We start from the raw sequence: 25,803 nt of genomic DNA, 5'->3' as shown, positions 1-25,803 counted from the left end.
ACTGTCCTTAAAAACCTTAAATCTCTACGGGCGTGTCGGGATGATTACCCCACTCGCCCCAGGAGCCGGCGTAGCCTTTGACCCGCGGATAACCGAGAGCCTTGGCCACCAGATAGGTGAAGCCAGAACGATGGTGAGTCTGGCAGTGGGTAATCACTTCTTTGTCTTTGCTGATCCCGAGTTGTTCGAGGATCTGCGGCATGTCGGTGCGGATGCGCAGATGGCGTGCCTGATCCATGCCGGCGGTCCATTCGAAATTGACCGCACCGGGAATGTGTCCGCCCTTGGCCGCCAACACTTTCTCACCCGAATACTCCAGCGGCCCGCGCGCGTCCCAGATTGCCAGGTCGGCGGCGCCGAGGCGGCTTTGCAGGTATTCGCGGGTGGCGGTGGGTTCGTCGTGCAAGGTCAGTGGAACCGGGCCGCCAACAGGTGGCGGGATCTGGATCGACATGGGCAAACCTTCTGCCAGCCAGGCCCGCAGGCCGCCGTCGACATAGTGGTACTTGCTGTGGCCGATAACATCCAGCAGCCAGATGAAGCGTCCGGCCCAACCGCCGCCTTCGTCGTCATACACCACGTAGACCGCATCGGGGTTGTGTCCCAGCTCACCAAACAGCGTTTCGAGTGCTGCCAGCGGGGGCATCAGACCCGGGGCGGGCGCCTGGCCGAGTTGCGTGCGTTTCGGATCGACAAAGCGCGCGCCGGGTATGTGCCCTTCGGCATAGCGGGCGGCACTGGTCAAGTCCACCAGGATCAGTTGGCGGGCGTCGAGGCGAGGGAGCAAGTCGCTCGGCTCGATCACCAGCGGCAAGCCAGAGAAGTCAGACATGTGAGGTCTCCAGAGCACAAAAGGGAGGATTGTAACGCAGCTTATTGGCCTCGGTGGCTAAAGCTGTGCAGGGCTTTCTCGATGCACTGCGCGGTTTTACCGAAGGCCTGTACGGAAATTTCCGAAAACGGCCCGCCGCCTTGATCCGCCACGACGATCATGATCACCCGGCCATTGTTGACCAGCGAGCGCAGCAGCAGGTGTTCGCCGCTGAACTGCGAACGCAGGCTATTGGGCAGCAGGGCCGAGAATTGCGCGTTGTTGGCTGGCGTCAGGCGCACCTGGGCCTGTTGCGCGAGCAGGCGTTGCAACACGTTGCTCTGGCTGACCACGAAGTTCAACCCGGCCGCTTCCTTCGGCAGGCCGGCCGTCTGGTGCACGCGCAGATTGGCGTGGGTGCGGTCGGCCATCAGGATCATTACCCGGCGCATGCCGCACGCTGCGAGGGCATCCCGGGCGGCGATGGTCAGGTGCATGGCGTTGGTGAAGCGACTCGGCTCGACCAGCAATTCGGCACATTGCTTGCGCCACTTCGCCAGGTCTTCGGCGGTGGGTGCCGAGGCCGGCAGCAGCCCGGCGTGGACACGGTTCATGCCCCACGGCCAGATCAGCGATTCGGCGGGGTGCCAGAGGTCGGGCATGGCGTGTTGGCGTGCGCTGTTGGCGGCTTGCTGGTGCAATTGCTGTTGCACCTCATCCATCGGCATTTTCAGGTAAAGGCTGGTCAGGTACTGCCAGCGCTCACTGTGCGGGCTGTCCCAAGCGTGTTGCGCCGACAGTGCCAGCCCATTGGCCAGCAATACTGTATTGGCCGGTTGATTGAGCCAGCGACGCAGGGTCGGATCGTCATCGAGGCTGTTCTGCTGGCGCAATGGATGCTCGCTGTCACGGGCGATGCGCAGGACTTTCACCAGTTCCCGCTGTTCAGTGAGCAACAGGCGATAACCCTGCTGCACCCAGATCGGCAAGCGCCAGACCTCCACCAGCGCCTGGCCGATGTCCAGCAGGCGTACGCCAAACAATTGCTTTTCGACTTTGCGTGCCGACTCACCCTTATGGATGACCCGCATCTCCCATTCTTCGAGCAGTTTCGGATGGGTCAGCGCCAGCGGCCACAGCGGCGAAAGAAACAGCAGGCTGCCCCAGTGGATGTCCTGCCACAGCCGCGCCAGGCGACTGGCAAAAAAACCGTTGGCCTGTTGCGTGGCGTGCTGGCTGATCATCTGCAGCTGACGCAAGGCTTTGGGAATCTCGGACTGGGGTTCGGCCGGCAGGCGCGCGAGCAGCTCTTCGGTGCGCTTCAGGCCGAGGCGATTGATCGCGATCTCAAGGTTTTCCGCAGGCTCGGTCATGCCGCCGTGGGTGTGCCGGTTGGCTTCGCGAATCACACACAAGGCCAGGGCCGGGCTGCCTTGCATGAGGTCGGCGATGTCGCGCAGCGAGCTGCGATTGTCGCGGATGGCCTTGCAGACCCGGTCGTGGCTGGCTTGCGGAACCGGCAGGCGTACGCCATCGAGCAGCTTGACCCAGCCTTCGAGCGTCGTCGGTTTTAGCGGTGGAACGTTCGTTTCGTTAACCATGGTGGGAGGCGATCATCGTCAACATTACCTATGCCCGGATGGGGTCAAATTAGCTTTTCGCCTGAACGGGCTATAGTCTGGCGCAGTTTTGCCGATAAGGAGAAGAAGAGATTTTTTAACTTCCGAATATGACCTTGAACCCGACTCAGTAAGTGCTCTCCTAACCTATGGCTAAAATTATCGGCATCATCGTCGTATTCGCGAGCGTGCTCGGCGGATACGTGCTTTCCCACGGCAAGATTGCCGCCCTGATCCAGCCTTTCGAGGTCATGATTATCGGCGGCGCCGCCCTCGGCGCATTCTTGCAGGCCAACCCCGGCTACATGACGATGCACGTGCTCAAGAAGTCCCTGAGCATGTTCGGTTCACGTTTCAACCACGCCTTCTACCTTGAAGTGCTGGGCCTGATCTACGAGATCCTCAACAAGAGCCGCCGCGAAGGCATGATGGCCATCGAAGGCGACATCGAAGATGCCGCCGCGAGCCCGATCTTTGCCAAGTACCCGACCGTTCTCAAGGACGAGCGCATGACTGCGTTCATCTGCGATTACCTGCGCATCATGTCCTCCGGCAACATGGCTCCTCACGAGCTGGAAGGCCTGTTCGACATGGAGCTGTTCAGCCTCAAGGAAGACCTGGAGCATCCATCCCATGCCGTGAACGGCATCGCCGATGCCATGCCCGGTTTCGGTATCGTCGCGGCGGTACTGGGTATCGTGGTGACCATGGCTTCGCTGGGTGAAGGCGACCAGAAGTCCATTGGCCTGCACGTAGGTGCGGCACTGGTCGGCACCTTCTTCGGTATTCTCGCCGCCTACGGCTTCTTCGGCCCGCTGGCCCATTCCCTGGCCCACGATGCCAAGGAAGAGCTGAACGTCTACGAAGCCATCAAGGCCTCGCTGGTGGCTTCGGCTTCCGGCATGCCGCCATCGCTGGCCGTGGAGTTCGGGCGCAAGGTGCTGTACCCGGCACACCGTCCTAGCTTCGCCGAGCTGGAACAAGCGGTTCGCGGTCGATAAGCCATGGAAAATAACCAGCCGATAATCATCAAGCGCGTCAAGCGCATCGCCGGCGGGCATCACGGAGGCGCGTGGAAAATCGCCTTCGCGGACTTCGCCACGGCGATGATGGCGTTCTTCCTGGTGTTGTGGCTGCTGTCCACCGCCACACCGGAACAGAAAATTGCCATCGCCGGATACTTCAAGGACCCGATCGGCTTTTCCGAAAGCGGCACGCCCTACATCATCGATCTGGGCGGCACGCCGACCATGGCGCCGGAAAACACCCTCAACCCCGAGGTGAAGTCCCAGCCACAGCCGGACAAGGTCACCATCGATACCGACCAGGTCGAAGGCATGGCCGAGCAGGTCGAAAAAGAACGCCTCGAGTTGTTGCTGCAAGAACTGCAGAACAAGGTCGAAGAAAACCCGCAGATGCAGAAGTTCAAGGATCAGATCCTGTTCGAAATCACCCCGGACGGCCTGCGTATCCAGATCATGGACGCGGAAAACCGCCCGATGTTCGACTCGGGTTCGGCCCGTCTGAAACCGTATTTCGAAGACATCCTGCTGGCCATGGCCGACACCATCAAAGCGGTGCCGAACAAGATCAGCATCAGCGGCCACACCGATGCCAAGCCATACACCGGCACCGGTGATTTCGGTAACTGGGAGCTTTCGGCCAATCGTGCCAATGCCGCACGTCGTGCTCTGGTGGCGGGCAGCTATCCGGATGCTCAGGTGGCGCGGGTGGTCGGCTATGCCTCGTCGGCCCTGTTCGATCGCGAGCATCCGTTCAACCCGGTGAACCGTCGTATCGACATCGTCGTACTGACGAAGAAAGCCCAGCGTGCGATCGAGGGATCGCAAGGTGCGGAGCCTGCTGTTGATGCGCCGCAAGGTTCGGCTGCTCCGGAAGCCACACCGGCTACACCGGTCGATCCAAACGCGTTGCCGGCGGATAAGGAACCGCTGCCGGCTCACGAACTTCGGGAGCGTCTGAATCTGTTTGATGACCCGGCGCCGAAACCGGGTGAGCCAGCCAAACCGGCTGAACCGCCCAAGCAGTGACCGAAAAAAGCCGACAGCGATGTCGGCTTTTTTGTACTTGTAAGAATGAATTCAGATCCGCTGCATTGCGAGAAAACTCAAGGAATGAGGTTTGGTCCGAGAATTGTGTAGGACGGGTCTGAGAGCCGTAAACCGGGTTTTACTTCGCTTGGGGCCTCGGTACAGTTCGCCTGTCGCCGACGAATCGGTGATCGACTTTAGCCGGTCGTTTGAGAGGAATGCACAAGCGCCCGTATAATCGCGGCGCTTTTTGCTGCCTGACATATGTCTATGGTGGCTGTGCGTGGGACGCCTTCGGGTGTGCCGGGTTCCTCTGACCGGTCGGCTAACCCGCGTACAGCTGCCACCCCATTCGATTAGCCGCGAAAAGGGTGGGAGTTTCATCTTTCAGACGGAATTCAAACCATGTCCAAATTCCACCCGCTCCAAAGCAACTTCAGCGTCGGGAGCACGCTGTACATCGACACTGAAGCTCGAGCTTCCGATCTTCTCGAAACCGCCACTCACCGAATCAAGGCCGCACGCAACCTGCTCAACAGTGTCACCTGCTTGTGCGTGAAAGATGCTGAAGGTCACGATTTGGAACATTTCGCCAGTGCTGCACACATACTGATACAGGAGGGCTGTGACGCGTTGGATGCGCTGGGCTGGAAGCTGGAAAAGACCGCACGCTGAAAATAGAAAGCCGCAATGTTCGCGGCTTTTTTTGTGGGTGCTGTCTTTTAGAATCCGCGGATGATTCTGGATTTGAGATCGGCGTGAAAGCGATCCGCATTGGATTTGTTAACGCTGCGCACCGACTCGCTACCAGTCACCGACTCTAGTGACATCGAGCGCTTGAGCGTCGACTCGTTGCGATAAGCATCGATAAAGAACTCGATGTCCCGGTCGCTGCTCAGCTTCGGCCATTTATCGAGGTACAGCGGCAGCTCTGTCGGGCCTGTCCTGTACGAGCAGATGCGCCGATTCGTGATGGTCGCCTCGCCGATTTCGAACGGCACCCACCAGGACAGCGCGGTTTTCTCCGACACCACTGCCAGCAGGTGCGTGCATTCGCTGATGTTGCGGGTGATCACTCCGGTGATGTCATCGGTGGTCTGGGATTCGGGATCCAGTACGTCGAGGTAGGTCTTGATGTTGGCCTGGATCAGGCGCGCGTTGATTTTGACCGCGTGGGCGCGATCCATGTGGCGGTAGCTGATAAACACTGGCATCAGAAATGTCCCTTGATCGCGAGTTCGCGGTAGTAGGCGCCGAGGGCGGTGAGGCGGCAGCCGGTGGAGTGGATGGCGGCGTAGTACATGTGTTCGGCGTCCACCGGTTCAACCAGGCTGTGGCGGTTGCACTTTTGCAGTTGGGCGAAGACCTCGCCCTGTTCCGGGTTGAACTCGGGTTCGGTGGGCTCAAAGCTGGGAGCGAGGGGGTACACCGACTCGGCTTCGGGAAACCATTCGGGGAGTTTGCGCAGGATTTCCTTGGGGATCAGCGGCGACACTTCGCGAAGGGAAATGAACTGCGAGACGTTGGTCTTGAACACCGGACGCTGCTCCCAGGCGTCGAGGGCGTTGTCGACAAACGAATAAAGGCTGCCGGGGGTGATCTTGCCCAGGATGTTCGCTGCTCCACCGTGCAGGGCCTGGAGCAACAATCCGGTGAACACGCCGTGCTGCACGCCCTCCATTGCCGGCTCTTCCTTTTTGCAGGCGGTCAGAATGGTCATGCCTTCGCCGACCACGCTGCCTTCGCTGCGCAAGGCGCGCAGTTCGCCGGCCGAGCCGCTCTGGCAACAGTCGAGAATGATCACTTTGTTTTTGATCTTCGTGGCTTTGCTCGCCCAGTTGAGGATGTCGCTGAGGCGAATCCCGTCCTTGGCGCTCTTGTAATCCTGCGGGATCAACATGCCTTCGTCGGTGTCGGTATCGAAGCTGCCATGGCCGGCGAAATACAGCAGCGCGACATTGCAGTCCCCGGAAAACAGCTCGCGGATCTGGTCCTCGAGTTTTTCCCGGCTCAGGTAGTCCTCGGCGGAGGTCAGTACGATGTTCTTGAAGTTCGGATCGCCATTGGCGTCGGTCTTCAGCACAGAGGCCATGGCCATGGCGTCATTGCTGCAGCCGCTCAGGCGCGACACATGGGTGTAGTCGTTGATGCCGATAAACAGTCCCTTGCGCATGGTTACACCGCCGTATGCTGGCGAATCGCATCGATGATGCTGTTGGTGTTCCACGCACATTCGGCATGTGCCGCGTCACGTACCACCGTGGAAATGCGCTCGGCACCGAACGGCTTGATCGCAATGATCACCTTGCCCATGCGCTGGGCGATCTCGATTTCCTTGTTGATCCACTTGCTGTAGGTGGAGTACATCCCGGCCATGATCAATACCGCCGAACACGGGCGAATCTTGTTTTCGATGGCCTCCTCGAGTTGTTTGTCGGTTTTCGCGCCGACAATCGGGTTGTCCGGTGGCACCGAAAAATTCTTGTAGGTGAAACCGGGCTTGGCGTTGAGCAGACGCACGAGATTGTCGTGGGCGTCGGAGTAGTTCCACGAGTGGCTGATGAACAGGTGGTAGGTTTGCATGGGTGTCCCTCGGAGTCGCTGGAGTGCGAAGAGGGTTTGAACTTAGGTGAATACAGGGCGGCCACAAGGTGTCGGCGCGGAAAGAGAAATGCCCTACAAGCGAGCGTGCGCACGCCTTACAGAAAAGTCTGATGTTTAAGCGGGGGAAGATCCAGCCACCGGCCGCCCGGCTGAATGCAGGGCGGTCGGTATGTCTGTTTAGTAGCCGTTTTCCGGCAGGCTGGCGATGATCGAGCGGTAGCTGTTCATCCGTTGCTGCTGCACGCGGCCGTTTTCAAGGGCCTTGAGCAGGGCGCAACCGGGTTCGCGGTCATGCTTGCAGTCACGGAAGCGGCAGGTGCCGAGCAGGTCGTTGAACTCGATGAAGCCGGCTTCGACATCGGCACGGCTGACATGGCCCAGGCCGAATTCGCGGATGCCCGGGGAGTCGATCAGCTCACCGCCGCCGGGGAAGTGGAACAACCGCGCGGTGGTGGTGGTGTGGGTGCCCTGGCCGGACAGTTCGGACAGCGGGCCGACGCGGGTTTCGACTTCCGGAAGCAGGCTGTTGACCAGCGAAGACTTGCCGACACCAGATTGGCCGACGAACACGCTGATGCGCCCGTCCAGTTGCGTCTGCAATTGCTCCATGCCGTTGCCGTGGTGCGCCGACACTTCCAGCACCGGATAGCCGAGGGTGCGGTATACGGCGAGCAAGGCATTCAGCGCAGGCGCGTTGTTGTCGTCGATCAGGTCGAATTTGTTCAGCAGCAATAGCGGCTTGATGCCCGCATGCTCGGCCGCCACCAGATAGCGGTCGATCAGGTTGGCGTGGGGTTCGGGCAGCGGTGCAAACACGATGACGATCATGTCGACGTTGGCTGCAACCGGCTTGAGCTGGCCACGACTATCCGGGCGGCACAACTCGGTGTTGCGCGGCAGTTGCGCCACGATCACGCCGATGCCCTGGTTGCCGGCACGCCAGACCACCTGATCGCCGGTCACCAGCGCCGGCAGGTTGGCGCGCAGGTGGCAACGGAATACCTGGCCGGCCAGTTCGCCGTCGCGGGCCTCGACCTCGACCTGCACGCCGAAGTGCGCGATCACCAGACCGTGCTGTTCCGGGCCCAGATCGCCGCCCTCAAGCGCCTCGACAGCCGAGGACTCGCGTTTGGCGGCGCGGGCAGCGCGTTCGCCCTGAATCTTTTCGATGCGCCAGTTTTGACGACGATTGAGTTGGCGTTTGGCCATGGGTGTTCCGTATCAAGAATGCAGCGATTAGGTAAAACGGCCGCGAGTTTAGCACGCCCGGCTACCGGCCTAGGCTAAACTGCGCAGCATTGCCTAGGAGCCGACACATGGAAAACTCGCAGAACCTGATCTGGATCGACCTGGAAATGACCGGTCTGAACCCGGACACCGACGTCATCATCGAAATGGCCACCATCGTCACCGACAGTGACCTGAACACCCTGGCCGAAGGCCCGGTGATCGCCATTCACCACAGCGACGAAATCCTCGCCGGCATGGACGAGTGGAACACCCGTCAGCACGGTGGTTCCGGGCTGACCCAGCGTGTGCGTGACAGCCGTATCAGCATGGCCGAAGCCGAAGCCGAAACCATCGCATTCCTGGAGAAGTGGGTGCCGAAGGGCAAGTCGCCGATCTGCGGCAACAGCATCTGCCAGGACCGTCGCTTCCTTTATACCCACATGAAATCTCTGGAAAGCTATTTCCACTACCGCAACCTCGACGTGTCCACGCTCAAAGAGCTGGCCGCGCGCTGGGCACCGGACGTACGTGACAGCTTCAAGAAGGGCAGCACCCACCTGGCCCTGGACGACATTCGCGAATCGATCGCCGAGTTGCAGCACTACCGCAAGCATTTCATCAAATTCTGATGGTGTCCGGCGAGGGCTTTCTCTTGCCCTCTTTTGGTGCCTGGGTGAACTGAGTAGACTGCGCGCCTTTTTGCAAGGATCGCCACCATGCTGCTGATGCTCTACCTGATCGCCATCACCACCGAAGCCATGACCGGCGCCCTGTCTGCCGGGCGTCGTGGCATGGACTGGTTCGGTGTGGTGTTGATCGCTTGCGTCACGGCGCTGGGGGGCGGGTCGGTACGCGATGTGCTGCTCGGGCATTACCCGCTGACGTGGGTCAAACACCCGGAATACCTGGTGCTGACCACGGCTGCCGCCATGATCACAGTGTTCACGGCGCGCTGGATGCGGCATTTGCGCTCGCTGTTTCTGGTGCTCGATGCCATGGGGCTGGTTGCGTTCACCCTGATCGGCTGCATCACCGCCCTGGAAATGGGCCATGGCATGTTGGTGGCCTCGGTCAGCGGCGTGATCACCGGCGTCTTCGGCGGCATCCTGCGGGACATTTTCTGCAACGATATTCCGCTGATCTTCCGGCGTGAGCTTTATGCCAGCGTGTCGTTTGCGGCGGCGTGGTGCTACATGCTCTGCATCTATCTGCAATTACCCGATGAACAATCGATTCTGATCACCTTGTTCGGCGGTTTTCTGTTGCGCTTGCTGGCGATCCGTTTTCATTGGGAAATGCCCAAGTTCGTCTACAGCGACGAAGCCTGACGTTCGGCGTGTTGCCGCAACGCCCATTCGACATGTTCACGCACCAGTTGCGAAGGATGTTCCCGTCGCGCCTTCAGCGCCTCCAGCACCGGAATCGTTGAAGGCGCATTGCCCAGGCCCACCGCCAGGTTGCGCAACCAGTTTTCGTAACCGGTCCGGCGCAGCGGCGAGCCTTCGGTGCTGCTCAGGAATTTCTCTTCATCCCACATGAACAGTTCGGCCAGCTGCGCGTTGTCCAGGTTGTGCCGCGGCTTGAAGTCGCTTTCACCGGACGGACGGGCGAAGCGGTTCCATGGGCAGACGATCTGGCAGTCATCACAGCCGAACACCCGGTTGCCGATCAGTGGCCGCAGGTCTTCAGGGATCGCGCCTTTGAGTTCGATGGTCAGGTAGGAAATGCAGCGCCGGGCATCCAGTACATAGGGGCCGACGAAGGCATTGGTCGGGCAGATGTCGAGGCAGGCGCTGCACCGCCCGCAGTGTTCGGTTGCGTGGGGCGGATCGACCGGTAGCGGCAAGTCGACGAACAGTTCGGCGAGGAAGAAATAACTGCCGGCCTTGCGATTCAAGACCAGGGTATTTTTGCCGATCCATCCAAGCCCCGCCTGTTCGGCGATGGCTTTTTCCAGCACCGGCGCGCTGTCGACGAAGGCGCGATACCCAAACGGGCCGATCTCTGCCTGAATTTTTTCCGCCAGTTGTTGCACGCGTTTGCGGATCAGCTTGTGGTAATCGCGACCCAGGGCATAACGGGAGACGTAGGCTTTTTCCGGTTGGGCCAACACTTTCGCCATTTGGGTGTCGCCGGCCAGGTAGTCCATGCGCAGCGAAACCACGCGCAAGGTGCCCGGCACCAGTTCTTCGGGGTGCGAGCGTTTGCTGCCATGGGCGCCCATGTAGTCCATTTCGCCGTGGTAGCCGGCGGCGAGCCAGCGTTCCAGGTGCTGCTCATGCTCGGCCAGGTCGAGGCCGCTGATGCCGACTTGCTGAAAGCCCAGCTCGCGGCCCCAGTCCTTGATGGATTGGGCGAGGGCGGGCAGGTCTGTGGTAATAGCGGGCATGAGACGAGAGAAACCGGAGCTGAGGTGCGTATAATTCTGCCAGACATCGGAGCCCGAAGACGCATGCCGCACACTAAAGATGAATTACCCGACGCGCTGTATAGCGCCGCCCAGGTGCGAGCACTCGACGCGAGCCTGATTTCCGCCGGCACAGCGGGCTTCGAATTGATGCAGCGGGCGGCGCGGGCGACGTGGCGCGCGCTGGTGCGGCAGTGGCCGACAGCGAACGAACTGAGCGTGCTGGCCGGACATGGCAACAATGCCGGGGACGGGTATCTGGTGGCGGCGCTGGCCAAGCGTGCCGGTTGGGCAGTGCGGGTACTGGCGGTGGGGGACCCTCAACGCTTGCAGGGCGATGCGGCGTTGGCCCATGCCGAGGCGGTGTCTGAAAAAGTGGTCATCGAGCCCTGGACCGCACAATCCGGATTGCGCGGTATTGTGCTGGATGCTTTGCTCGGCACCGGCTTGAGCGGCGACGTGCGTGAGCCGTATGCCAGTGCCATCGCCGCGATCAACGCCAGCGGATTGCCAGTTGCGGCGGTGGATATCCCTTCTGGGCTGTGCGCCGATACCGGCCGTGTGCTTGGCTGCGCAGTGTGTGCCGACCTGACGGTGACGTTCATCGGGTTGAAGCTGGGGTTGTTCACCGGTGAGGCGGCGGATGGGGTCGGCGAATTGGTATTCAATGACTTGCACGCCGATCCGCAGTTGATTGGCGGCGCAGCTTTCACCGCTCGTCGTTTGACTGCCGCAAACCTGCCGCGTCCAGCGCCCCGGCACCCGACCTCCCATAAAGGCCGCTTCGGCCATGTGCTGCTGATCGGCGGTGATCGCGGTTTCGGTGGCGCGATCCTGCTGAGCGCGCAAAGTGCGCTGCGCAGCGGGGCGGGCATGGTGTCGGTGGCGACCCGCAGCGAACACGTATCCGCCGCGCTGGCGCGGATCCCCGAGGCGATGGTGCTGGGCACTTCGTCGGCCAATCAGTTGATGGGTTTGCTTCAAAAAGTTTCTGTGTTGGTTGTCGGTCCGGGGCTGGGCCAGGCTGGCTGGGGGCACAGCTTGTTGTCGGCCGCCGCCAACGCGCCGCTGCCGCAAGTCTGGGACGCCGATGCACTGAATATGTTGGCTGAGGATCGTGTGAGTTTGCCCAAGAATTGCGTGCTCACGCCGCATCCGGGCGAAGCTGCGCGTTTACTCGGAATGAGTACGGCCCAGGTTCAAGCTGATCGACCGGCAGCAGCCCATGCCTTGAGTAAAAAATATACAGCGGTCGTCGTCCTCAAAGGTGCCGGCAGCCTGATCGCCCATCCCGACGGACGTCTGGCGCTGTGTCATCAGGGGCACCCGGCCATGGCCACTGCCGGTCTGGGCGACGTGCTGGCCGGTTTGCTCGGCGCATTGCTGGCCCAGGGCATGCAGCCATTCGACGCGGCCTGCCTGGCGGTCTGGCTGCACGCCAATGCCGGGGCGCAACAAGGAAAATCGGGCCGTGGACTGGCGGCCAGTGATCTGATCCCAGTCATTCGTCAGTTGTTGGAGGAGCAAGCACCGTGTCTGAAGTAACCCTGTACCTGGCCGATGAGCAGGCCATGAGCGACTTTGGCGCACGCATTGCCCAAATCACCCAAGGCCATGGCCTGATCTTCCTTGAGGGCAACCTGGGGATGGGCAAAACCACGTTGTCCCGAGGCATCATCCGCGGCTTTGGGCATGTTGGAGCAGTCAAAAGCCCGACCTTCACCTTGGTTGAGCCTTACGAGATCGGCGACATTCGCGCCTTCCATTTCGATTTGTACCGTCTGGTCGATCCGGAAGAGCTAGAGTTCCTCGGTATCCGCGACTACTTCGAAGACGATGCCCTGTGTCTGATCGAATGGCCCGATAAAGGTGCAGGCTTTTTGCCAAAGCCTGACCTGACCATTACCATTAGCCCGCAAGACAGCGGGCGTTCGCTGAAAATTTTATCCCAGGGCTCGCGTGGCGAGGCCTGGTGTGCCGCTTTGGCATTGGAATCCAAATAGATGATGGGGTTAGGTATGCGCTTTCGCGCGTTGGTGGCTGCCGTAGGGGTGTTGTTTTTGGCGGTAACCGTCGACGCTGTGGCCGATTCGAAGGTCAACAGTGTTCGTCTTTGGCGGGCACCGGACAACACACGACTGGTGTTTGACCTGACCGGCCCGGTGCAACACAGCGTCTTTACCCTGACGGCTCCGGATCGCCTGGTCATCGACATCAATGGCGCGACCCTCGGTGCGCCGCTCAACGTCAACACTTCGAACACCCCGATTACCGCCATGCGCTCGGCCCAGCGCACGCCGACCGACCTGCGGGTGGTCATCGACTTGAAAAAGGCTGTGACGCCGAAAAGCTTCTCCCTGGCGCCGAACGCCCAGTACGGCAACCGGTTGGTGGTCGATCTGTTCGATAACGCCGCGGATGCCGCGCCGCCTCCAGCGCCGACACCTTCTGTTGCCACGGTGCCGGCGGTTCCGGTCACGCCCGCGGAACCTGCAATCAAGCTGCCACCAGCCCCGGCCGGCAAGCGCGACATCATTGTGGTGATCGACGCCGGACACGGTGGCGAAGACCCGGGTGCATCGGGTTCTCGCGGGCAGCGTGAAAAAGACGTGGTGCTGGCCATCGCCCGCGAGCTGCAACGCCAGGTCAACGGCATGAAAGGCTTCCGTGCCGAACTGACCCGTACCGGCGACTACTTCATTCCGTTGCGCGGCCGTACCGAAATCGCCCGCAAGAAAGGCGCCGACCTGTTCGTCTCGATCCACGCCGACGCCGCGCCTTCTGCCGCCGCTTTCGGTGCTTCGGTATTTGCCCTGTCTGATCGCGGTGCCACTTCGGAGACGGCCCGTTGGCTGGCCGACAGCGAAAACCGTTCCGACCTGATCGGTGGTGCCGGCAACGTCAGCCTCGATGACAAGGACCGCATGCTCGCCGGCGTGCTGCTTGATCTGTCGATGACCGCATCCCTGACGTCTAGCCTGAACGTTGGCCAGAAGGTGTTGAGCAACATTGGCCGGGTTACGCCCCTGCACAAGCAGCGGGTCGAGCAGGCCGGGTTCATGGTGCTGAAATCGCCGGATATTCCGTCGATCCTGGTGGAAACCGGGTTTATCTCCAACGCTGACGAAGCCTCGAAGCTTGCCGCGTCGAGCCACCAGCAGGCGCTGGCGCGTTCGATCAGCAGCGGCGTGCGCCAGTTCTTCCAGCAGAACCCGCCGCCGGGCACTTACATTGCCTGGCTGCGCGACTCCGGCAAGATTGTGCAAGGTCCGCGTGACCACCGCGTCAACCCGGGCGAGACCCTGGCGATGATCGCCGTGCGCTATCAGGTGTCGCCCGCCACCCTGCGCAGCGCCAACAACCTGTCGAGCGATGAGCTCAAGATCGGTCAGCATCTGACTATTCCGGGCACTGAATTGGCGGCCAAAGAATGAATCAGGTTGTGAACAACAGCGCTCGTATCGAGCTGCTCAGTCCGCGACTGGCGAACCAGATTGCGGCGGGAGAGGTGGTTGAACGCCCGGCTTCGGTGATCAAGGAATTGCTGGAAAACAGCCTCGACTCCGGCGCCAGGCGTATAGATGTCGATGTGGAGCAGGGCGGCGTCAAGTTGCTGCGGGTGCGTGACGATGGCAGCGGCATTTCCGCCGATGACCTGCCGCTGGCACTGGCCCGTCACGCCACCAGCAAGATCCGCAACCTGGAAGACCTCGAACAGGTCATGAGCCTGGGATTTCGCGGTGAGGCCCTGGCTTCGATCAGCTCCGTCGCGCGTCTGACCCTGACTTCGCGCACCCGCGACGCCGATCAGGCCTGGCAGGTCGAGACCGAAGGCCGTGACATGGCGCCTCGCGTGCAGCCTGCGGCCCACCCGGTTGGCACGTCGGTGGAAGTGCGCGACCTGTTCTTCAACACGCCGGCGCGGCGCAAGTTTCTCAAGAGCGAAAAAACCGAATTCGATCACCTGCAAGAAGTGATCAGGCGTCTGGCCCTGGCGCGCTTCGACGTGGCGTTCCATCTGCGCCACAACGGCAAGACCATCCTCAGCCTGCACGAGGCCCATGATGATGCGGCCCGTGCCCGGCGCGTGGCGGCGATCTGCGGGCCAGGCTTCCTCGAGCAGGCACTGCCGATCGAGATCGAACGCAACGGCCTGCATCTATGGGGCTGGGTCGGCTTGCCGACCTTCAACCGCAGTCAGGCGGACTTGCAGTATTTCTTCGTCAATGGCCGTGCGGTGCGCGACAAACTGGTGGCTCACGCAGTACGCCAGGCTTATCGCGACGTGCTGTTCAACGGTCGGCACCCGACCTTTGTGCTGTTTTTCGAAGTCGATCCGACGGGCGTCGATGTCAACGTGCACCCGACCAAGCACGAAGTGCGATTCCGTGAAGGGCGCATGGTTCACGATTTCCTCTACGGCACCTTGCACCGCGCCTTGGGCGATGTGCGCCCCGACGATCATCTGGCGGCGCCAGTTGCCACGGCCATCGTCCGGCCTACCGGCCTCGAGGCCGGTGAGTTCGGGCCCCAGGGTGAAATGCGCCTGGCTGCCAATGCGTTGCTGGAACAGCCTCAGGCTCAGCCGTCGTTCAATACGCCGGCGGGCTCGGGAGCTGGTGCGGGTTATCAGTATCAATACACGCCGCGTCCGCAGTCCGGTGTGCCTGTCGCCGAAGCACAGGCCGCCTATCGCGAGTTTTTTGCGCCGCTGCCCGAGGCCAATGCCGTCGCGCTGCCGGCCGGGCAGGACGACATTCCGCCGCTCGGTTATGCGCTGGCACAACTCAAGGGCATCTACATTCTTTCGGAAAACGCTCAGGGCCTGGTGCTGGTGGACATGCACGCCGCTCACGAGCGGATCATGTATGAGCGTCTGAAGGTGGCGATGGCCAGTGAGGGCCTGAGCGGCCAGCCGTTGCTGGTGCCGGAGTCCCTGGCCGTCAGTCAGCGTGAAGCCGATTGCGCCGAGGAACATGTCGCCTGGTTCCAGCGCCTGGGCTTTGAGCTGCAACGCCTGGGCCCGGAAACCCTGGCGATCCGGCAGATTCCGGCGCTGCTCAAGCAGGCCGAAGCCAACCGGCTGGTCGCCGACGTCCTGGCGGACCTGATGGAGTTCGGCACCAGCGATCGCATCCAGGCGCACCTGAACGAATTGCTTGGGACCATGGCCTGCCATGGCGCGGTTCGTGCTAACCGGCGTTTGGCCCTGCCGGAAATGAACGGTCTGCTGCGCGACATGGAAAACACCGAGCGCAGCGGTCAATGCAACCATGGCCGACCGACCTGGACCCAGCTGGGCCTGGACGATCTGGACAAATTGTTCTTGCGCGGTCGTTGATGAGCCAGTTCCCTCCTGCGATTTTCCTGATGGGTCCGACCGCCGCCGGCAAGACCGACCTGGCCATCGAACTCAGCAAAGTCCTGCCTTGCGAGTTGATCAGCGTCGATTCGGCGCTGGTCTACCGTGGCATGGACATAGGCACCGCCAAGCCTTCCAAGGAGCTGCTGGCGCAATATCCGCATCGTCTGATCGATATTCTCGACCCGGCCGAGAGCTATTCGGCTGCGGATTTCCGCCGTGACGCCCTGGAAGCCATGGCCGATATCACCTCACGCGGAAAAATTCCGCTGCTGGTGGGCGGCACCATGCTCTATTACAAGGCTTTGGTTGAAGGTCTGGCGGATATGCCGGCCGCCGACCCCGACGTCCGTGCGCAAATCGAAGAAGAGGCTGCACGCCTTGGTTGGCAAGCCTTGCACGAACAATTGGCGGTGATTGATCCGGAGTCTGCGGCTCGAATACATCCGAACGATCCCCAGCGATTGAGTCGAGCACTGGAGGTTTATCGTGTCAGCGGTCAAAGCATGACCGCCCTGCGATTGCGACAATCTGTGCAAAGTACCGAAGCAGCCGCTTCGGGACTGCAACAATTGCCCTATACTGTCGCGAACTTGGCCATTGCCCCGGCAAATCGCCAGGTACTGCACGAGCGAATTAAACAAAGATTCACTTTAATGTTGGAACAGGGATTCATTGATGAGGTCGTAGCCCTGCGTAAGAGAAGTGACCTGCATGTCGGGTTGCCGTCTATACGTGCAGTAGGCTACCGCCAAGTCTGGGACTACCTGGATGGCAAGCTGACGTCAGCCGAGATGCAGGAGCGTGGAATCATTGCCACGCGCCAATTGGCGAAGCGCCAGTTCACCTGGCTGCGCAGTTGGACTGATCTGCATTGGCTGGACAGTCTGGATTGCGACAATCTGCCGCGCGCCTTGAAATACCTTGGGACCATCTCCATATTGAGCTGAGTCCTTGCAATTGCCGTCTATCCTTGGGGGTGTGGCGGCTCAAGCCATCTGTTTACCTATTTTTTATATTGAATCCTTAAAGGAGTGCGGCACATGTCAAAAGGGCATTCGCTACAAGACCCTTACTTGAATACTTTACGTAAAGAGAAAGTTGGGGTGTCCATCTACCTGGTCAACGGTATCAAACTGCAAGGCACGATCGAGTCGTTCGACCAGTTCGTTATCCTGCTGAAAAACACCGTCAGCCAGATGGTCTACAAACACGCGATCTCTACAGTGGTGCCGGTTCGTCCAATTCGTCTGCCTAGCGCAACCGAATCCGAAGCTGGTGACGCTGAGCCAGGTAACGCCTGATAGGAGTCTCCTTTGTTCTTTGAGCGCCACGGTGGTGGTGAGCGAGCCATTCTCGTTCACTTGGATGGACAGGACCCTGAGGCGCGCGAAGATCCGCAGGAGTTTCAGGAGTTGGCTATTTCGGCTGGCGCCGAGACCGTCGCGTTTTTCAACGTGCCGCGTCATCGGCCAACCGCCAAAACCCTGATCAGCAGCGGCAAGGTCGAAGAGTTGCGCGATCTGGTCCAGGCCGAACAGGTCGATCTGGTGATTTTCAATCACATCCTCACGCCCAGTCAGGAACGTAACCTCGAACGTATTTTCGAGTGTCGCGTGATCGACCGCACGGGTTTGATTCTCGATATCTTCGCTCAACGCGCCCGCACCCATGAAGGCAAGCTCCAGGTTGAACTGGCCCAGCTTGAGCACATGAGTACGCGGCTGGTTCGTGGCTGGACTCACCTTGAACGGCAGAAAGGCGGTATCGGCCTGCGCGGTCCGGGTGAAACCCAGCTGGAAACCGACCGGCGCCTGTTGCGGGTGCGCCTGCGGCAGATCAAGGGGCGCCTGGAAAAGGTCCGCAGCCAGCGCGAGCAATCGCGTCGTGGCCGCAAGCGCGCTGACATTCCGACGGTTTCGCTGGTGGGTTATACCAACGCCGGCAAATCGACGCTGTTCAACTCGGTAACCGACTCCGACGTCTTCGCGGCTGACCAATTGTTCGCCACCCTCGACCCGACCTTGCGTCGACTCGAACTCGATGACCTCGGTCCGATCGTGCTGGCTGACACCGTGGGCTTCATTCGCCACTTGCCGCACAAGCTGGTCGAGGCATTTCGGGCTACGCTCGAAGAGTCGAGTAACTCCGACCTGTTGCTGCACGTGATCGACTCCCATGAACCCGAGCGTATGGCCCAGATTGAACAGGTCATGGTGGTGCTCGGAGAGATCGGTGCCCAAGACTTGCCGATCCTGGAGGTCTATAACAAACTCGATTTGCTCGAGGGCGTGGAGCCGCAGATCCAGCGCGATGCCGATGGCAAACCGCAGCGGGTCTGGCTTTCGGCGAAAGATGGTACGGGTCTGGATTTGCTCAAGCAGGCCGTGGCCGAGCTGCTTGGCGATGAGTTGTTTGTTGGCACCTTGCGCTTGCCGAACCGATTTGCTCGACTGCGTGCGCAGTTTTTCGAACTCGGTGCGGTACAGAAAGAAGAACACGATGACGAAGGCATCAGTTTACTGGCCGTTCGTTTGCCACGAGCCGAATTGAATAGGCTGGTGAGCCGCGAAGGTTTGCAACCGATGGAATTCATCGAGCAACACACTTTGCAATAAAAGCCTGAGAAAGCGGTTGTGCCGTGGTGACAGGCATTCTGTAGCATTGGTCGGCGCGCCGTGGGTGCGTCTTTGCTTTATCAGATGGAGAGCGCTATGGCTTGGAATGAGCCGGGTGGCAACTCGAATAATCAGGATCCTTGGGGTGGCAAGCGTCGTAACAACGGCGACCGCAAGGGACCACCGGATCTCGACGAGGCCTTCCGAAAGCTGCAGGAAAGCCTGAACGGTTTGTTCGGTGGTGGTAAGAAACGTGGTGGCGACGACGGCGGTGGTCCGGGCAAGAGTGGCGGCTTTGGCGGCCTGCTCGGCATCGGTCTGGTCGTGTTGGCCGCCGTTTGGCTGTACAGCGCGGTCTATGTCGTCGACGAGCAGGAGCAGGCCGTGGTGCTGCGCTTCGGCAAGTACTACGAAACCGTGGGTCCGGGCCTGAACATCTATTTCCCGCCGATCGACAGGAAGTACATGGAAAACGTCACGCGTGAGCGTGCCTACACCAAGCAGGGCCAGATGCTGACTGAAGACGAGAACATCGTCGAAGTGCCGCTGACCGTGCAGTACAAGATCAGCAACCTGCAGGACTTCGTGCTGAGCGTCGATCAGCCGGAAATCAGCCTGCAGCACGCGACCGACAGCGCCTTGCGCCATGTGGTGGGTTCCACCGCGATGGACCAGGTCCTGACCGAAGGTCGTGAACTGATGGCCAGCGAAATCAAGGAGCGCCTGCAACGCTTCATGGATACCTATCGCACCGGTATCACCGTCACCCAGGTCAACGTACAGAGCGCAGCGGCACCGCGTGAAGTCCAGGAAGCCTTCGATGATGTGATCCGTGCCCGTGAAGACGAGCAGCGTTCGCGTAACCAGGCTGAAACCTATGCCAACGGCGTCGTGCCGGAAGCCCGTGGTCAGGCCCAGCGCATTCTCGAAGATGCCAATGGCTACCGTGACGAAACCGTCTCGCGCGCCAAGGGTGAGGCCGATCGCTTCACCAAGCTGGTCGCCGAGTACCGCAAGGCACCTGAAGTCACCCGCCAGCGTCTGTACCTGGACACCATGCAGGAAGTCTTCAGCAATACCAGCAAGGTTCTCGTGACCGGCAACAAGAATGGCCAGAGCAACCTGTTGTACCTGCCGCTGGACAAGATGGTCGAAAGTGGTCGCAGCACCAGCACTCCGATGAGCAGTGCGGCAGCCACCAGCAATGAAGCGAATACGCGTGCGGCAGCAGATCTGCAGCAACAGCAAGCTCGTACCAGGGAGAGTCGCTGATGAGCAATAAATCGCTGATCGCCCTTATTGTCGGCGTCGTCGTGGCGATCGCTGCCTGGAACTGCTTCTACATCGTGGCTCAGACCGAGCGTGCGGTGTTGCTGCAGTTCGGTCGCGTGGTCCAGACCGATGTTCAGCCTGGCCTGCATGTGAAAGTGCCTTACGTTAACCAGGTGCGTAAATTCGACGCACGCCTGATGACGCTGGATGCACCGACACAACGCTTCCTGACGCTGGAAAAGAAGGCCGTGATGGTCGATGCCTACGCCAAGTGGCGCGTGAAGGACGCAGAGCGTTACTACACCGCGACTTCCGGCCTCAAGCAGATTGCCGACGAGCGTCTGTCCCGTCGTCTGGAATCGGGCCTGCGTGACCAGTTCGGTAAGCGCACCCTGCACGAAGTGGTGTCGGGTGAGCGTGATGCGCTGATGGCGGACATCACGGCTTCGCTGAACAAGATGGCTGAAAAAGAACTGGGCATCGAAGTTGTCGATGTTCGGGTCAAGACCATCGACCTGCCGAAAGAAGTGAACCGCAGTGTGTTCGAGCGTATGAGCACCGAGCGTGAGCGTGAAGCTCGCGAGCACCGCGCCAAGGGTAACGAGCTGGCCGAAGGCATCCGTGCCGACGCCGATCGTCAACGCCGCGTGCTGCTGGCTGAAGCCTATCGTGAATCCGAAGAGGTTCGCGGTGACGGTGATGCCCAGGCCGCTGCGATCTACTCCAAGGCGTACGGTCAGGATCAGGAGTTCTACGCGTTCTACCGTAGCCTGCGTGCCTACCGTGAAAGCTTCGCGAACAAATCCGACGTCATGGTCCTCGACCCAAGCAGTGACTTCTTCCACTACCTGGAAAAAGCCAAGCCTTGATACGACGTTGACCTGAATCCTCCCGCCGGGCGGCTAAAACCTCTGGCGGGGTGATCCTTTGGGAAAACGTGTGTATGATGCGGCAGCCGGGAAATTCCCGGCTTTTTTGCGTCTGCATGTTTGATTGCTGTTTTTAAGCAGATGCCGGGCCGATTGGCTCGACAGTTTTTCGAGGAAAGTGGTTGGCGAAGCCGGTAGAAAGGCTTTTCGCTCCGTCGCTCATGCGCGTGGATTGCGCATAAGCCGATCATTTTCTGCTTCACTCAAGGCTCGCCGACAGGCTGGTCGCCCGGATATAGGGGAAGGCGTAATGGCAACGGTAGACCGCTGGCTTCTGCCAGATGGCATCGAAGAAGTACTGCCACCGGAAGCGGCGCGTATTGAAGTCGCGCGTCGTCAGGTGTTGGATCTGTTCCAGAGCTGGGGTTACGAGTTTGTCGTGACTCCCCATATCGAGTACCTGGAATCCCTGCTGACCGGCGCGGGCCAGGACCTGGATCTGCGCACCTTCAAGGTCATCGACCCGCAATCGGGCCGGCAGATGGGTTTCCGTGCCGACATCACGCCGCAAGTGGCACGCATCGATGCGCACACCCTGCGCCGCGAAGGTCCGAACCGCCTGTGCTATGCCGGCAGTGTGCTGCATGCCCAGCCACGCGCCCTGTCGACTTCGCGCAGCCCGATCCAGTTGGGCGCCGAGTTGTACGGCGATGCCAGCCCGAGCAGCGATGTCGAAGTCATCAGCCTGATGCTGGCCATGCTGCAACTGGCCGATGTGCCGGATGTGCACATGGACCTTGGCCATGTCGGCATCTATCGCGGCCTGGCCCGCGCAGCCGGTTTGTCCGGTGAAGTCGAGCAGCAGTTGTTCGATGCATTGCAACGTAAAGCCATCGATGAGGTCATTACCTTGACCGAGGGCTTGCCTGCCGATCTGTCGGGCATGCTGCGTGCGTTGGTCGACCTGTGTGGCGGTCGTGAAGTGCTGGCTGCGGCCCGCGAGCGTCTGGCCAAGGCGCCGGCCCCTGTTCTGGCAGCGCTGGACGATTTGCTGGCGATTGCCGAGCGGCTGTCCGTGCGTTTCCCTGAGCTGCCGCTGTATTTCGACCTGGGCGAGTTGCGTGGCTACCACTACCACACCGGTGTGGTGTTCGCCGTGTTCGTACCGGGCGTTGGCCAGTCGATTGCCCAGGGCGGTCGTTACGACGACATCGGCGCCGACTTCGGTCGCGCCCGTCCGGCTACCGGCTTTTCCACCGATTTGAAAACCCTGGTGACCCTGGGGCGTGCTGAGATCGAGCTACCGTCTGGCGGTATCTGGATGCCTGACAGTACGGATGCGGCACTCTGGCAGCAGGTTTGCCAGTTGCGCAGTGAGGGTCAGCGTGTCGTTCAGGCCTTGCCTGGACAACCTTTGGCCGCCGCCCGTGAAGCGGACTGCGACCGGCAATTGATTCAGCAGAACGGGCTTTGGCAAGTATCGCCACTGGCTTCTTGAGTTTTCCCGCCGGCTGCCGCCGGCACCAAGTTTGCGCGAATGAGGACAAGTGTTATGGGTAAGAATGTCGTAGTCCTGGGCACCCAATGGGGTGATGAGGGCAAAGGCAAGATCGTTGATCTGCTGACCGAACATGCTGCCGCCGTAGTGCGTTACCAAGGTGGCCACAACGCTGGCCACACCCTGGTGATCGACGGTGAGAAGACCGTCTTGCACCTGATTCCGTCGGGCGTGCTGCGCGAAGGCGTGCAGTGCCTGATCGGCAACGGCGTGGTGGTTGCACCTGACGCCCTGATGCGGGAAATCGTCAAGCTGGAAGAGAAAGGCGTACCGGTGCGCGAGCGCCTGCGTATCAGCCCTTCCTGCCCGCTGATCCTGTCCTACCACGTAGCGCTGGACCAGGCCCGTGAAAAGGCCCGTGGCGAGCTGAAGATCGGCACCACCGGTCGCGGCATCGGCCCGGCGTACGAAGACAAGGTTGCACGTCGCGGCCTGCGCATCGGCGACCTGTTCCATCGCGAGCGTTTCGCCGCCAAGCTGGGCGAGTTGCTGGATTACCACAACTTCGTACTGGTCAATTACTACAAAGAGCCAGCCATCGACTTCCAGAAGACTCTGGACGAGTGCATGGAATATGCCGAGCTGCTCAAGCCGATGATGCTGGACGTCACTGCCGAGCTGCACAACCTGCGTCGCGCCGGCAAAGACATCATGTTCGAAGGCGCCCAGGGCTCCCTGCTGGACATCGACCACGGCACCTACCCGTACGTCACCAGCTCCAACACCACCGCTGGCGGTATCGCTACCGGTTCGGGTGTTGGCCCGATGTTCCTGGATTACATCCTCGGCATCACCAAGGCCTACACCACCCGTGTTGGCTCGGGTCCGTTCCCGACTGAGCTGTTCGACGACGTGGGTGCATTCCTGGCCAAGCGTGGCCACGAGTTCGGCGCCACCACCGGCCGTGCCCGTCGTTGCGGCTGGTTCGATGCCGTCATCCTGCGTCGCGCTATCGACGTCAACAGCATCTCGGGTCTGTGCCTGACCAAGCTGGACGTTCTGGACGGCCTGGAAACCATCAACATCTGCGTTGGCTACAAAAACGCCGACGGTGCAGTGATCGACGCACCGACCGATGCCGACAGCTACATCGGCCTGGAGCCGGTGTACGAAGAAATGCCGGGCTGGAGCGAGTCGACCCTGGGTGCCAAGACCCTGGAAGAGCTGCCGCAGGCTGCGCGTAACTACATCAAGCGTGTCGAAGAGCTGGTCGGCGCGCCGATCGACATTATTTCGACGGGCCCGGACCGCAACGAAACCATCGTTCTGCGTCATCCGTTTGCTTGATAAGTCGTTGATGTAAAACACAAAGGCCCCTTAATTGGGGCCTTTGTCGTTTATGCCTGTTGGACGGCATGACCTTTGCTGTGAACATTAAAAAAAGCATTGCTTCCGGCGTGCTATCAAATTAATGGCGCCAAAGCAGAGGGATTTCAGATGTCGGCCGTTCTCTCGTTGTTACAAAGCCGTTTGTTGCGGCCCGTGTTCGTTACCCTTGGTATCGCCCTTTTGGTGCAGGTGCTGGTAGCTGTTGCTCTGACCCGGAGCACGGTGACCGCGCTGGAAGCCGATCTGGGCCTGCGCCTGGGCGCGGACAGTCAAAAGCTCTCTGCTGAGCTCGAGCAGGCAGGGCGCGAAGTCACCTCCAGTCTGGACAAGCTCTCTACCAGTACACGTCAGCGCCTCACGGCCGGTTTGTCCTCGCGACTCAAGGAGGAGCAGGCGCAATTGCGTTCGACCCTGGAAAAGGATCTGAAGGACTCCGCCAGCGACATGGCGCAGCTTCTGGCTTCCGTCGCGCCCCGCGCCATGTGGGACAACGACGTTCCGACACTGTCCGAGTTCGCCCGCCGGGCCCAACGCAATCCCAATGTGCTGTTCGTGGTGTATGACGATGCCACCGGCCAGCACCTGACGCGCTACCTCAACCGGGAAAACCCGATCAACAAGGCATTGCTGGAAAAAGGCCAGGGCGAGCGTGCGCTCGACAAGGTGCTGGATGCGGCGAAAAACGATCCTTCGGTCTTCTACACCGAGGCATCGATCAACCCCAATGGCGTGGAAATCGGCAAGGTCCTGATGGGCGTCTCGACGGCTTCCGTGGAGACTGATCTCGCGGCCCTCGACAAGCGCTTCTCGGCGTTGATTGCCAGCAGCGATCAACTGGTGGGCGACAGCCTCAAGGGTGCGGCCGCTGACAGCGCAACGGCCATGCGCTCGCGCCTGCAGTCGGCGCAGTCCACCGCGGCTGAAATGAAGGCCAACACCACCAGCAGCGTGCAGGAAGCTGCTGCGACATTACGCTGGCGCATTGGCGTGTGTCTGGCGGTGGTGGGTTTCGGTGTCCTGCTGTTGTTGGCGGTGGTGCTCGGTCGCCGAGTGGTCAATCGTCTGAAAATGCTGATCGTTGCCATGGATGATCTGGCGGCGGGCGAGGGCGATCTGACCAAGCGTGTGCAGATCAACAGCAAGGACGAAATCGGCGACATGGCCTCGGCGGTCAATCGCTTTGTGGATAAATTGCAACCGATCGTGCGCGAGGCGGGCGATGTGGCTCAGCGTACCGGTGTGGAAATTGGCGCCATGACCTTGCGCAACGCCGGTGCGGATGCGGCGGCTGGCATGCAGCGCGACGAGGTGGCGGAGAGTTTGCGTGCCTTGTCGCAAATGGCTGATGAGGCGCAGTCGGAAAGCCATGCCATGCAGGCAGCGCTGAAGCAGGTCGTGGACATTCGCCAGGCTACCGATGAGAACACCCGCACCTCGGCGAAAGTCGGCAGTCTGATCGAGGAGCTGGCGGGTCAGGTCAATACCGGCGCGCAAGTGATTGAGCGCCTGGCACAGCAAAGTGAGCAGATTGAGGTCGTGCTGACGGTGATTCACGGCATCGCCGAGCAAACCAACCTGCTGGCGCTGAACGCGGCCATCGAAGCGGCGCGTGCCGGCGAGACCGGGCGCGGGTTTGCGGTGGTGGCCGATGAGGTGCGGGCACTGGCGAGCAAGACGCAGAGCTCCACCGGCGATATTCAGGCGCACATCGTTGCGTTGCAGCAAGGTGCGCGTGAGGCGGTGGCGGCGATTGGTCAGGCCGGACGCCAGGCGAGTGAGGGTTTATTGGTGCTGCGTGACAGTGCACGGTTGCAGCAATCGGTGCAGGCATCGGTCGAGCAGGTCCATGCAGCGATCGGTCTGGCGACCCAGGCTGCGGCGCATCAGGCGCAGGGCGCGCAGGCAGTGCGGGGGCGGGTCCAGACCATTCATGCCCAGGCCGAGAAGGCGGCGCAAGCGGTTGTGGAGACCACGGCGAGCGGCAAGGTGCTCGATGGTCTGGCGGCGCAATTGAAGGCGAGCCTGGGGCAGTTCAGGGCTTAGTGTTTTGTCAGGGATGGCCTCATCGCGAGC

24 protein-coding genes are annotated in these 25,803 nt (G+C 60.8%); 17 read left to right on the top strand and 7 right to left on the bottom strand.

The features are described from left to right. Positions 1 to 16: 16 nt before the first annotated feature. Positions 17 to 832, bottom strand: coding sequence for a thiosulfate sulfurtransferase (rhdA, locus tag AC1D1M_RS09275; RefSeq protein WP_477775402.1), 816 nt, complete (start codon positions 830 to 832; stop codon positions 17 to 19). 41 nt (positions 833 to 873) lie between these two features. Further along, on the bottom strand, positions 874 to 2,412 hold the full coding sequence (locus tag AC1D1M_RS09270; protein WP_477775401.1) for an HDOD domain-containing protein: 1,539 nt from the start codon (positions 2,410 to 2,412) through the stop codon (positions 874 to 876). A gap of 167 nt (positions 2,413 to 2,579) precedes the next feature. Between AC1D1M_RS09270 and motA the strand changes: the two genes are divergently transcribed. From motA to AC1D1M_RS09255, 3 genes are all read left to right on the top strand, one after another. Next, the gene (gene motA, locus AC1D1M_RS09265) at positions 2,580 to 3,431 is read left to right on the top strand and encodes a flagellar motor stator protein MotA (RefSeq protein ID WP_477775400.1); all 852 of its coding nucleotides are present in this window, start codon (positions 2,580 to 2,582) and stop codon (positions 3,429 to 3,431) included. A gap of 3 nt (positions 3,432 to 3,434) precedes the next feature. Continuing rightward, positions 3,435 to 4,481, top strand: coding sequence for a flagellar motor protein MotB (gene motB, locus AC1D1M_RS09260; protein ID WP_477775399.1), 1,047 nt, complete (start codon positions 3,435 to 3,437; stop codon positions 4,479 to 4,481). A 405-nt stretch (positions 4,482 to 4,886) separates the two neighbouring features. Next, on the top strand, positions 4,887 to 5,156 hold the full coding sequence (locus AC1D1M_RS09255; RefSeq protein ID WP_477775398.1) for a hypothetical protein: 270 nt from the start codon (positions 4,887 to 4,889) through the stop codon (positions 5,154 to 5,156). 47 nt (positions 5,157 to 5,203) lie between these two features. On the opposite strand, the gene AC1D1M_RS09250 is transcribed toward AC1D1M_RS09255, so the two are convergent. From AC1D1M_RS09250 to rsgA, 4 genes are all read right to left on the bottom strand, one after another. Further along, positions 5,204 to 5,695 (bottom strand): toll/interleukin-1 receptor domain-containing protein, encoded by a 492-nt coding sequence (locus AC1D1M_RS09250; protein ID WP_477775397.1) that lies wholly within the window; start codon positions 5,693 to 5,695, stop codon positions 5,204 to 5,206. Further along, positions 5,695 to 6,654: a caspase family protein gene (locus AC1D1M_RS09245; RefSeq protein WP_477775396.1), complete on the bottom strand. Its 960-nt coding sequence runs from the start codon at positions 6,652 to 6,654 to the stop codon at positions 5,695 to 5,697. Before AC1D1M_RS09245 ends, AC1D1M_RS09250 begins: the two co-directional genes overlap by 1 nt. 2 nt (positions 6,655 to 6,656) lie before the next feature. Further along, the gene (locus AC1D1M_RS09240) at positions 6,657 to 7,064 is read right to left on the bottom strand and encodes a TIR domain-containing protein (protein WP_477775395.1); all 408 of its coding nucleotides are present in this window, start codon (positions 7,062 to 7,064) and stop codon (positions 6,657 to 6,659) included. A gap of 198 nt (positions 7,065 to 7,262) precedes the next feature. After that, entirely contained in the window at positions 7,263 to 8,294 is a 1,032-nt protein-coding gene (gene rsgA, locus AC1D1M_RS09235) for a small ribosomal subunit biogenesis GTPase RsgA (protein ID WP_477775394.1), read from the bottom strand. A gap of 107 nt (positions 8,295 to 8,401) precedes the next feature. Between rsgA and orn the strand changes: the two genes are divergently transcribed. Both orn and AC1D1M_RS09225 read left to right on the top strand, forming a co-directional pair. Continuing rightward, positions 8,402 to 8,944 carry an oligoribonuclease gene (orn, locus tag AC1D1M_RS09230; protein WP_477775393.1) on the top strand — a complete coding sequence of 181 codons (543 nt, stop codon included), beginning with the start codon at positions 8,402 to 8,404 and terminating at the stop codon, positions 8,942 to 8,944. A gap of 87 nt (positions 8,945 to 9,031) precedes the next feature. Further along, complete coding sequence (locus tag AC1D1M_RS09225; RefSeq protein ID WP_477775392.1) at positions 9,032 to 9,643, top strand: trimeric intracellular cation channel family protein; 612 nt, start codon at positions 9,032 to 9,034, stop codon at positions 9,641 to 9,643. Here the strand turns inward: AC1D1M_RS09225 and queG are convergent. After that, positions 9,625 to 10,704 (bottom strand): tRNA epoxyqueuosine(34) reductase QueG, encoded by a 1,080-nt coding sequence (gene queG, locus AC1D1M_RS09220; RefSeq protein ID WP_477775391.1) that lies wholly within the window; start codon positions 10,702 to 10,704, stop codon positions 9,625 to 9,627. The two genes, AC1D1M_RS09225 and queG, sit on opposite strands and share 19 nt — an antisense overlap. Before the next feature lie 63 nt (positions 10,705 to 10,767). Here queG and AC1D1M_RS09215 point away from each other — a divergent pair, with 63 nt between their 5' ends. From AC1D1M_RS09215 to AC1D1M_RS09160, 12 genes are all read left to right on the top strand, one after another. Beyond that, on the top strand, positions 10,768 to 12,267 hold the full coding sequence (locus tag AC1D1M_RS09215; protein WP_477775390.1) for an NAD(P)H-hydrate dehydratase: 1,500 nt from the start codon (positions 10,768 to 10,770) through the stop codon (positions 12,265 to 12,267). Next, the gene (gene tsaE, locus AC1D1M_RS09210; RefSeq protein ID WP_477775389.1) at positions 12,255 to 12,725 is read left to right on the top strand and encodes a tRNA (adenosine(37)-N6)-threonylcarbamoyltransferase complex ATPase subunit type 1 TsaE; all 471 of its coding nucleotides are present in this window, start codon (positions 12,255 to 12,257) and stop codon (positions 12,723 to 12,725) included. The genes AC1D1M_RS09215 and tsaE overlap by 13 nt, the downstream gene beginning before the upstream one ends. Further along, complete coding sequence (locus tag AC1D1M_RS09205; RefSeq protein ID WP_411741614.1) at positions 12,726 to 14,156, top strand: N-acetylmuramoyl-L-alanine amidase; 1,431 nt, start codon at positions 12,726 to 12,728, stop codon at positions 14,154 to 14,156. It begins immediately after the preceding gene. Next, positions 14,153 to 16,063: a DNA mismatch repair endonuclease MutL gene (gene mutL, locus AC1D1M_RS09200; protein WP_477775388.1), complete on the top strand. Its 1,911-nt coding sequence runs from the start codon at positions 14,153 to 14,155 to the stop codon at positions 16,061 to 16,063. The genes AC1D1M_RS09205 and mutL overlap by 4 nt, the downstream gene beginning before the upstream one ends. Continuing rightward, on the top strand, positions 16,063 to 17,034 hold the full coding sequence (gene miaA, locus AC1D1M_RS09195) for a tRNA (adenosine(37)-N6)-dimethylallyltransferase MiaA (RefSeq protein ID WP_477775387.1): 972 nt from the start codon (positions 16,063 to 16,065) through the stop codon (positions 17,032 to 17,034). The genes mutL and miaA overlap by 1 nt, the downstream gene beginning before the upstream one ends. 93 nt (positions 17,035 to 17,127) lie before the next feature. Next, positions 17,128 to 17,388, top strand: coding sequence for an RNA chaperone Hfq (gene hfq / locus AC1D1M_RS09190; protein WP_007902656.1), 261 nt, complete (start codon positions 17,128 to 17,130; stop codon positions 17,386 to 17,388). 12 nt (positions 17,389 to 17,400) lie between these two features. Next, on the top strand, positions 17,401 to 18,702 hold the full coding sequence (gene hflX, locus AC1D1M_RS09185; protein ID WP_057712241.1) for a ribosome rescue GTPase HflX: 1,302 nt from the start codon (positions 17,401 to 17,403) through the stop codon (positions 18,700 to 18,702). A 96-nt stretch (positions 18,703 to 18,798) separates the two neighbouring features. Further along, complete coding sequence (gene hflK / locus AC1D1M_RS09180; RefSeq protein WP_477775386.1) at positions 18,799 to 19,974, top strand: FtsH protease activity modulator HflK; 1,176 nt, start codon at positions 18,799 to 18,801, stop codon at positions 19,972 to 19,974. Then, entirely contained in the window at positions 19,974 to 20,843 is an 870-nt protein-coding gene (gene hflC, locus AC1D1M_RS09175) for a protease modulator HflC (protein WP_007973264.1), read from the top strand. The genes hflK and hflC overlap by 1 nt, the downstream gene beginning before the upstream one ends. A gap of 310 nt (positions 20,844 to 21,153) precedes the next feature. After that, positions 21,154 to 22,341, top strand: a complete 1,188-nt coding sequence (locus AC1D1M_RS09170; RefSeq protein WP_477775385.1) for an ATP phosphoribosyltransferase regulatory subunit — start codon at positions 21,154 to 21,156, stop codon at positions 22,339 to 22,341. A gap of 54 nt (positions 22,342 to 22,395) precedes the next feature. Next, positions 22,396 to 23,688, top strand: a complete 1,293-nt coding sequence (locus AC1D1M_RS09165) for an adenylosuccinate synthase (protein WP_007984000.1) — start codon at positions 22,396 to 22,398, stop codon at positions 23,686 to 23,688. Between the two features lie 150 nt (positions 23,689 to 23,838). Beyond that, positions 23,839 to 25,773: a methyl-accepting chemotaxis protein gene (locus AC1D1M_RS09160; protein ID WP_477775384.1), complete on the top strand. Its 1,935-nt coding sequence runs from the start codon at positions 23,839 to 23,841 to the stop codon at positions 25,771 to 25,773. The last annotated feature ends 30 nt before the right edge of the window (positions 25,774 to 25,803 follow it).

The sequence above is a fragment of the Pseudomonas sp. P1_F7 genome (assembly GCF_056405655.1).
The sequence above is the reverse complement of the archived record's forward strand: the minus strand, read 5'-3'. Positions and strand labels throughout refer to the sequence as shown.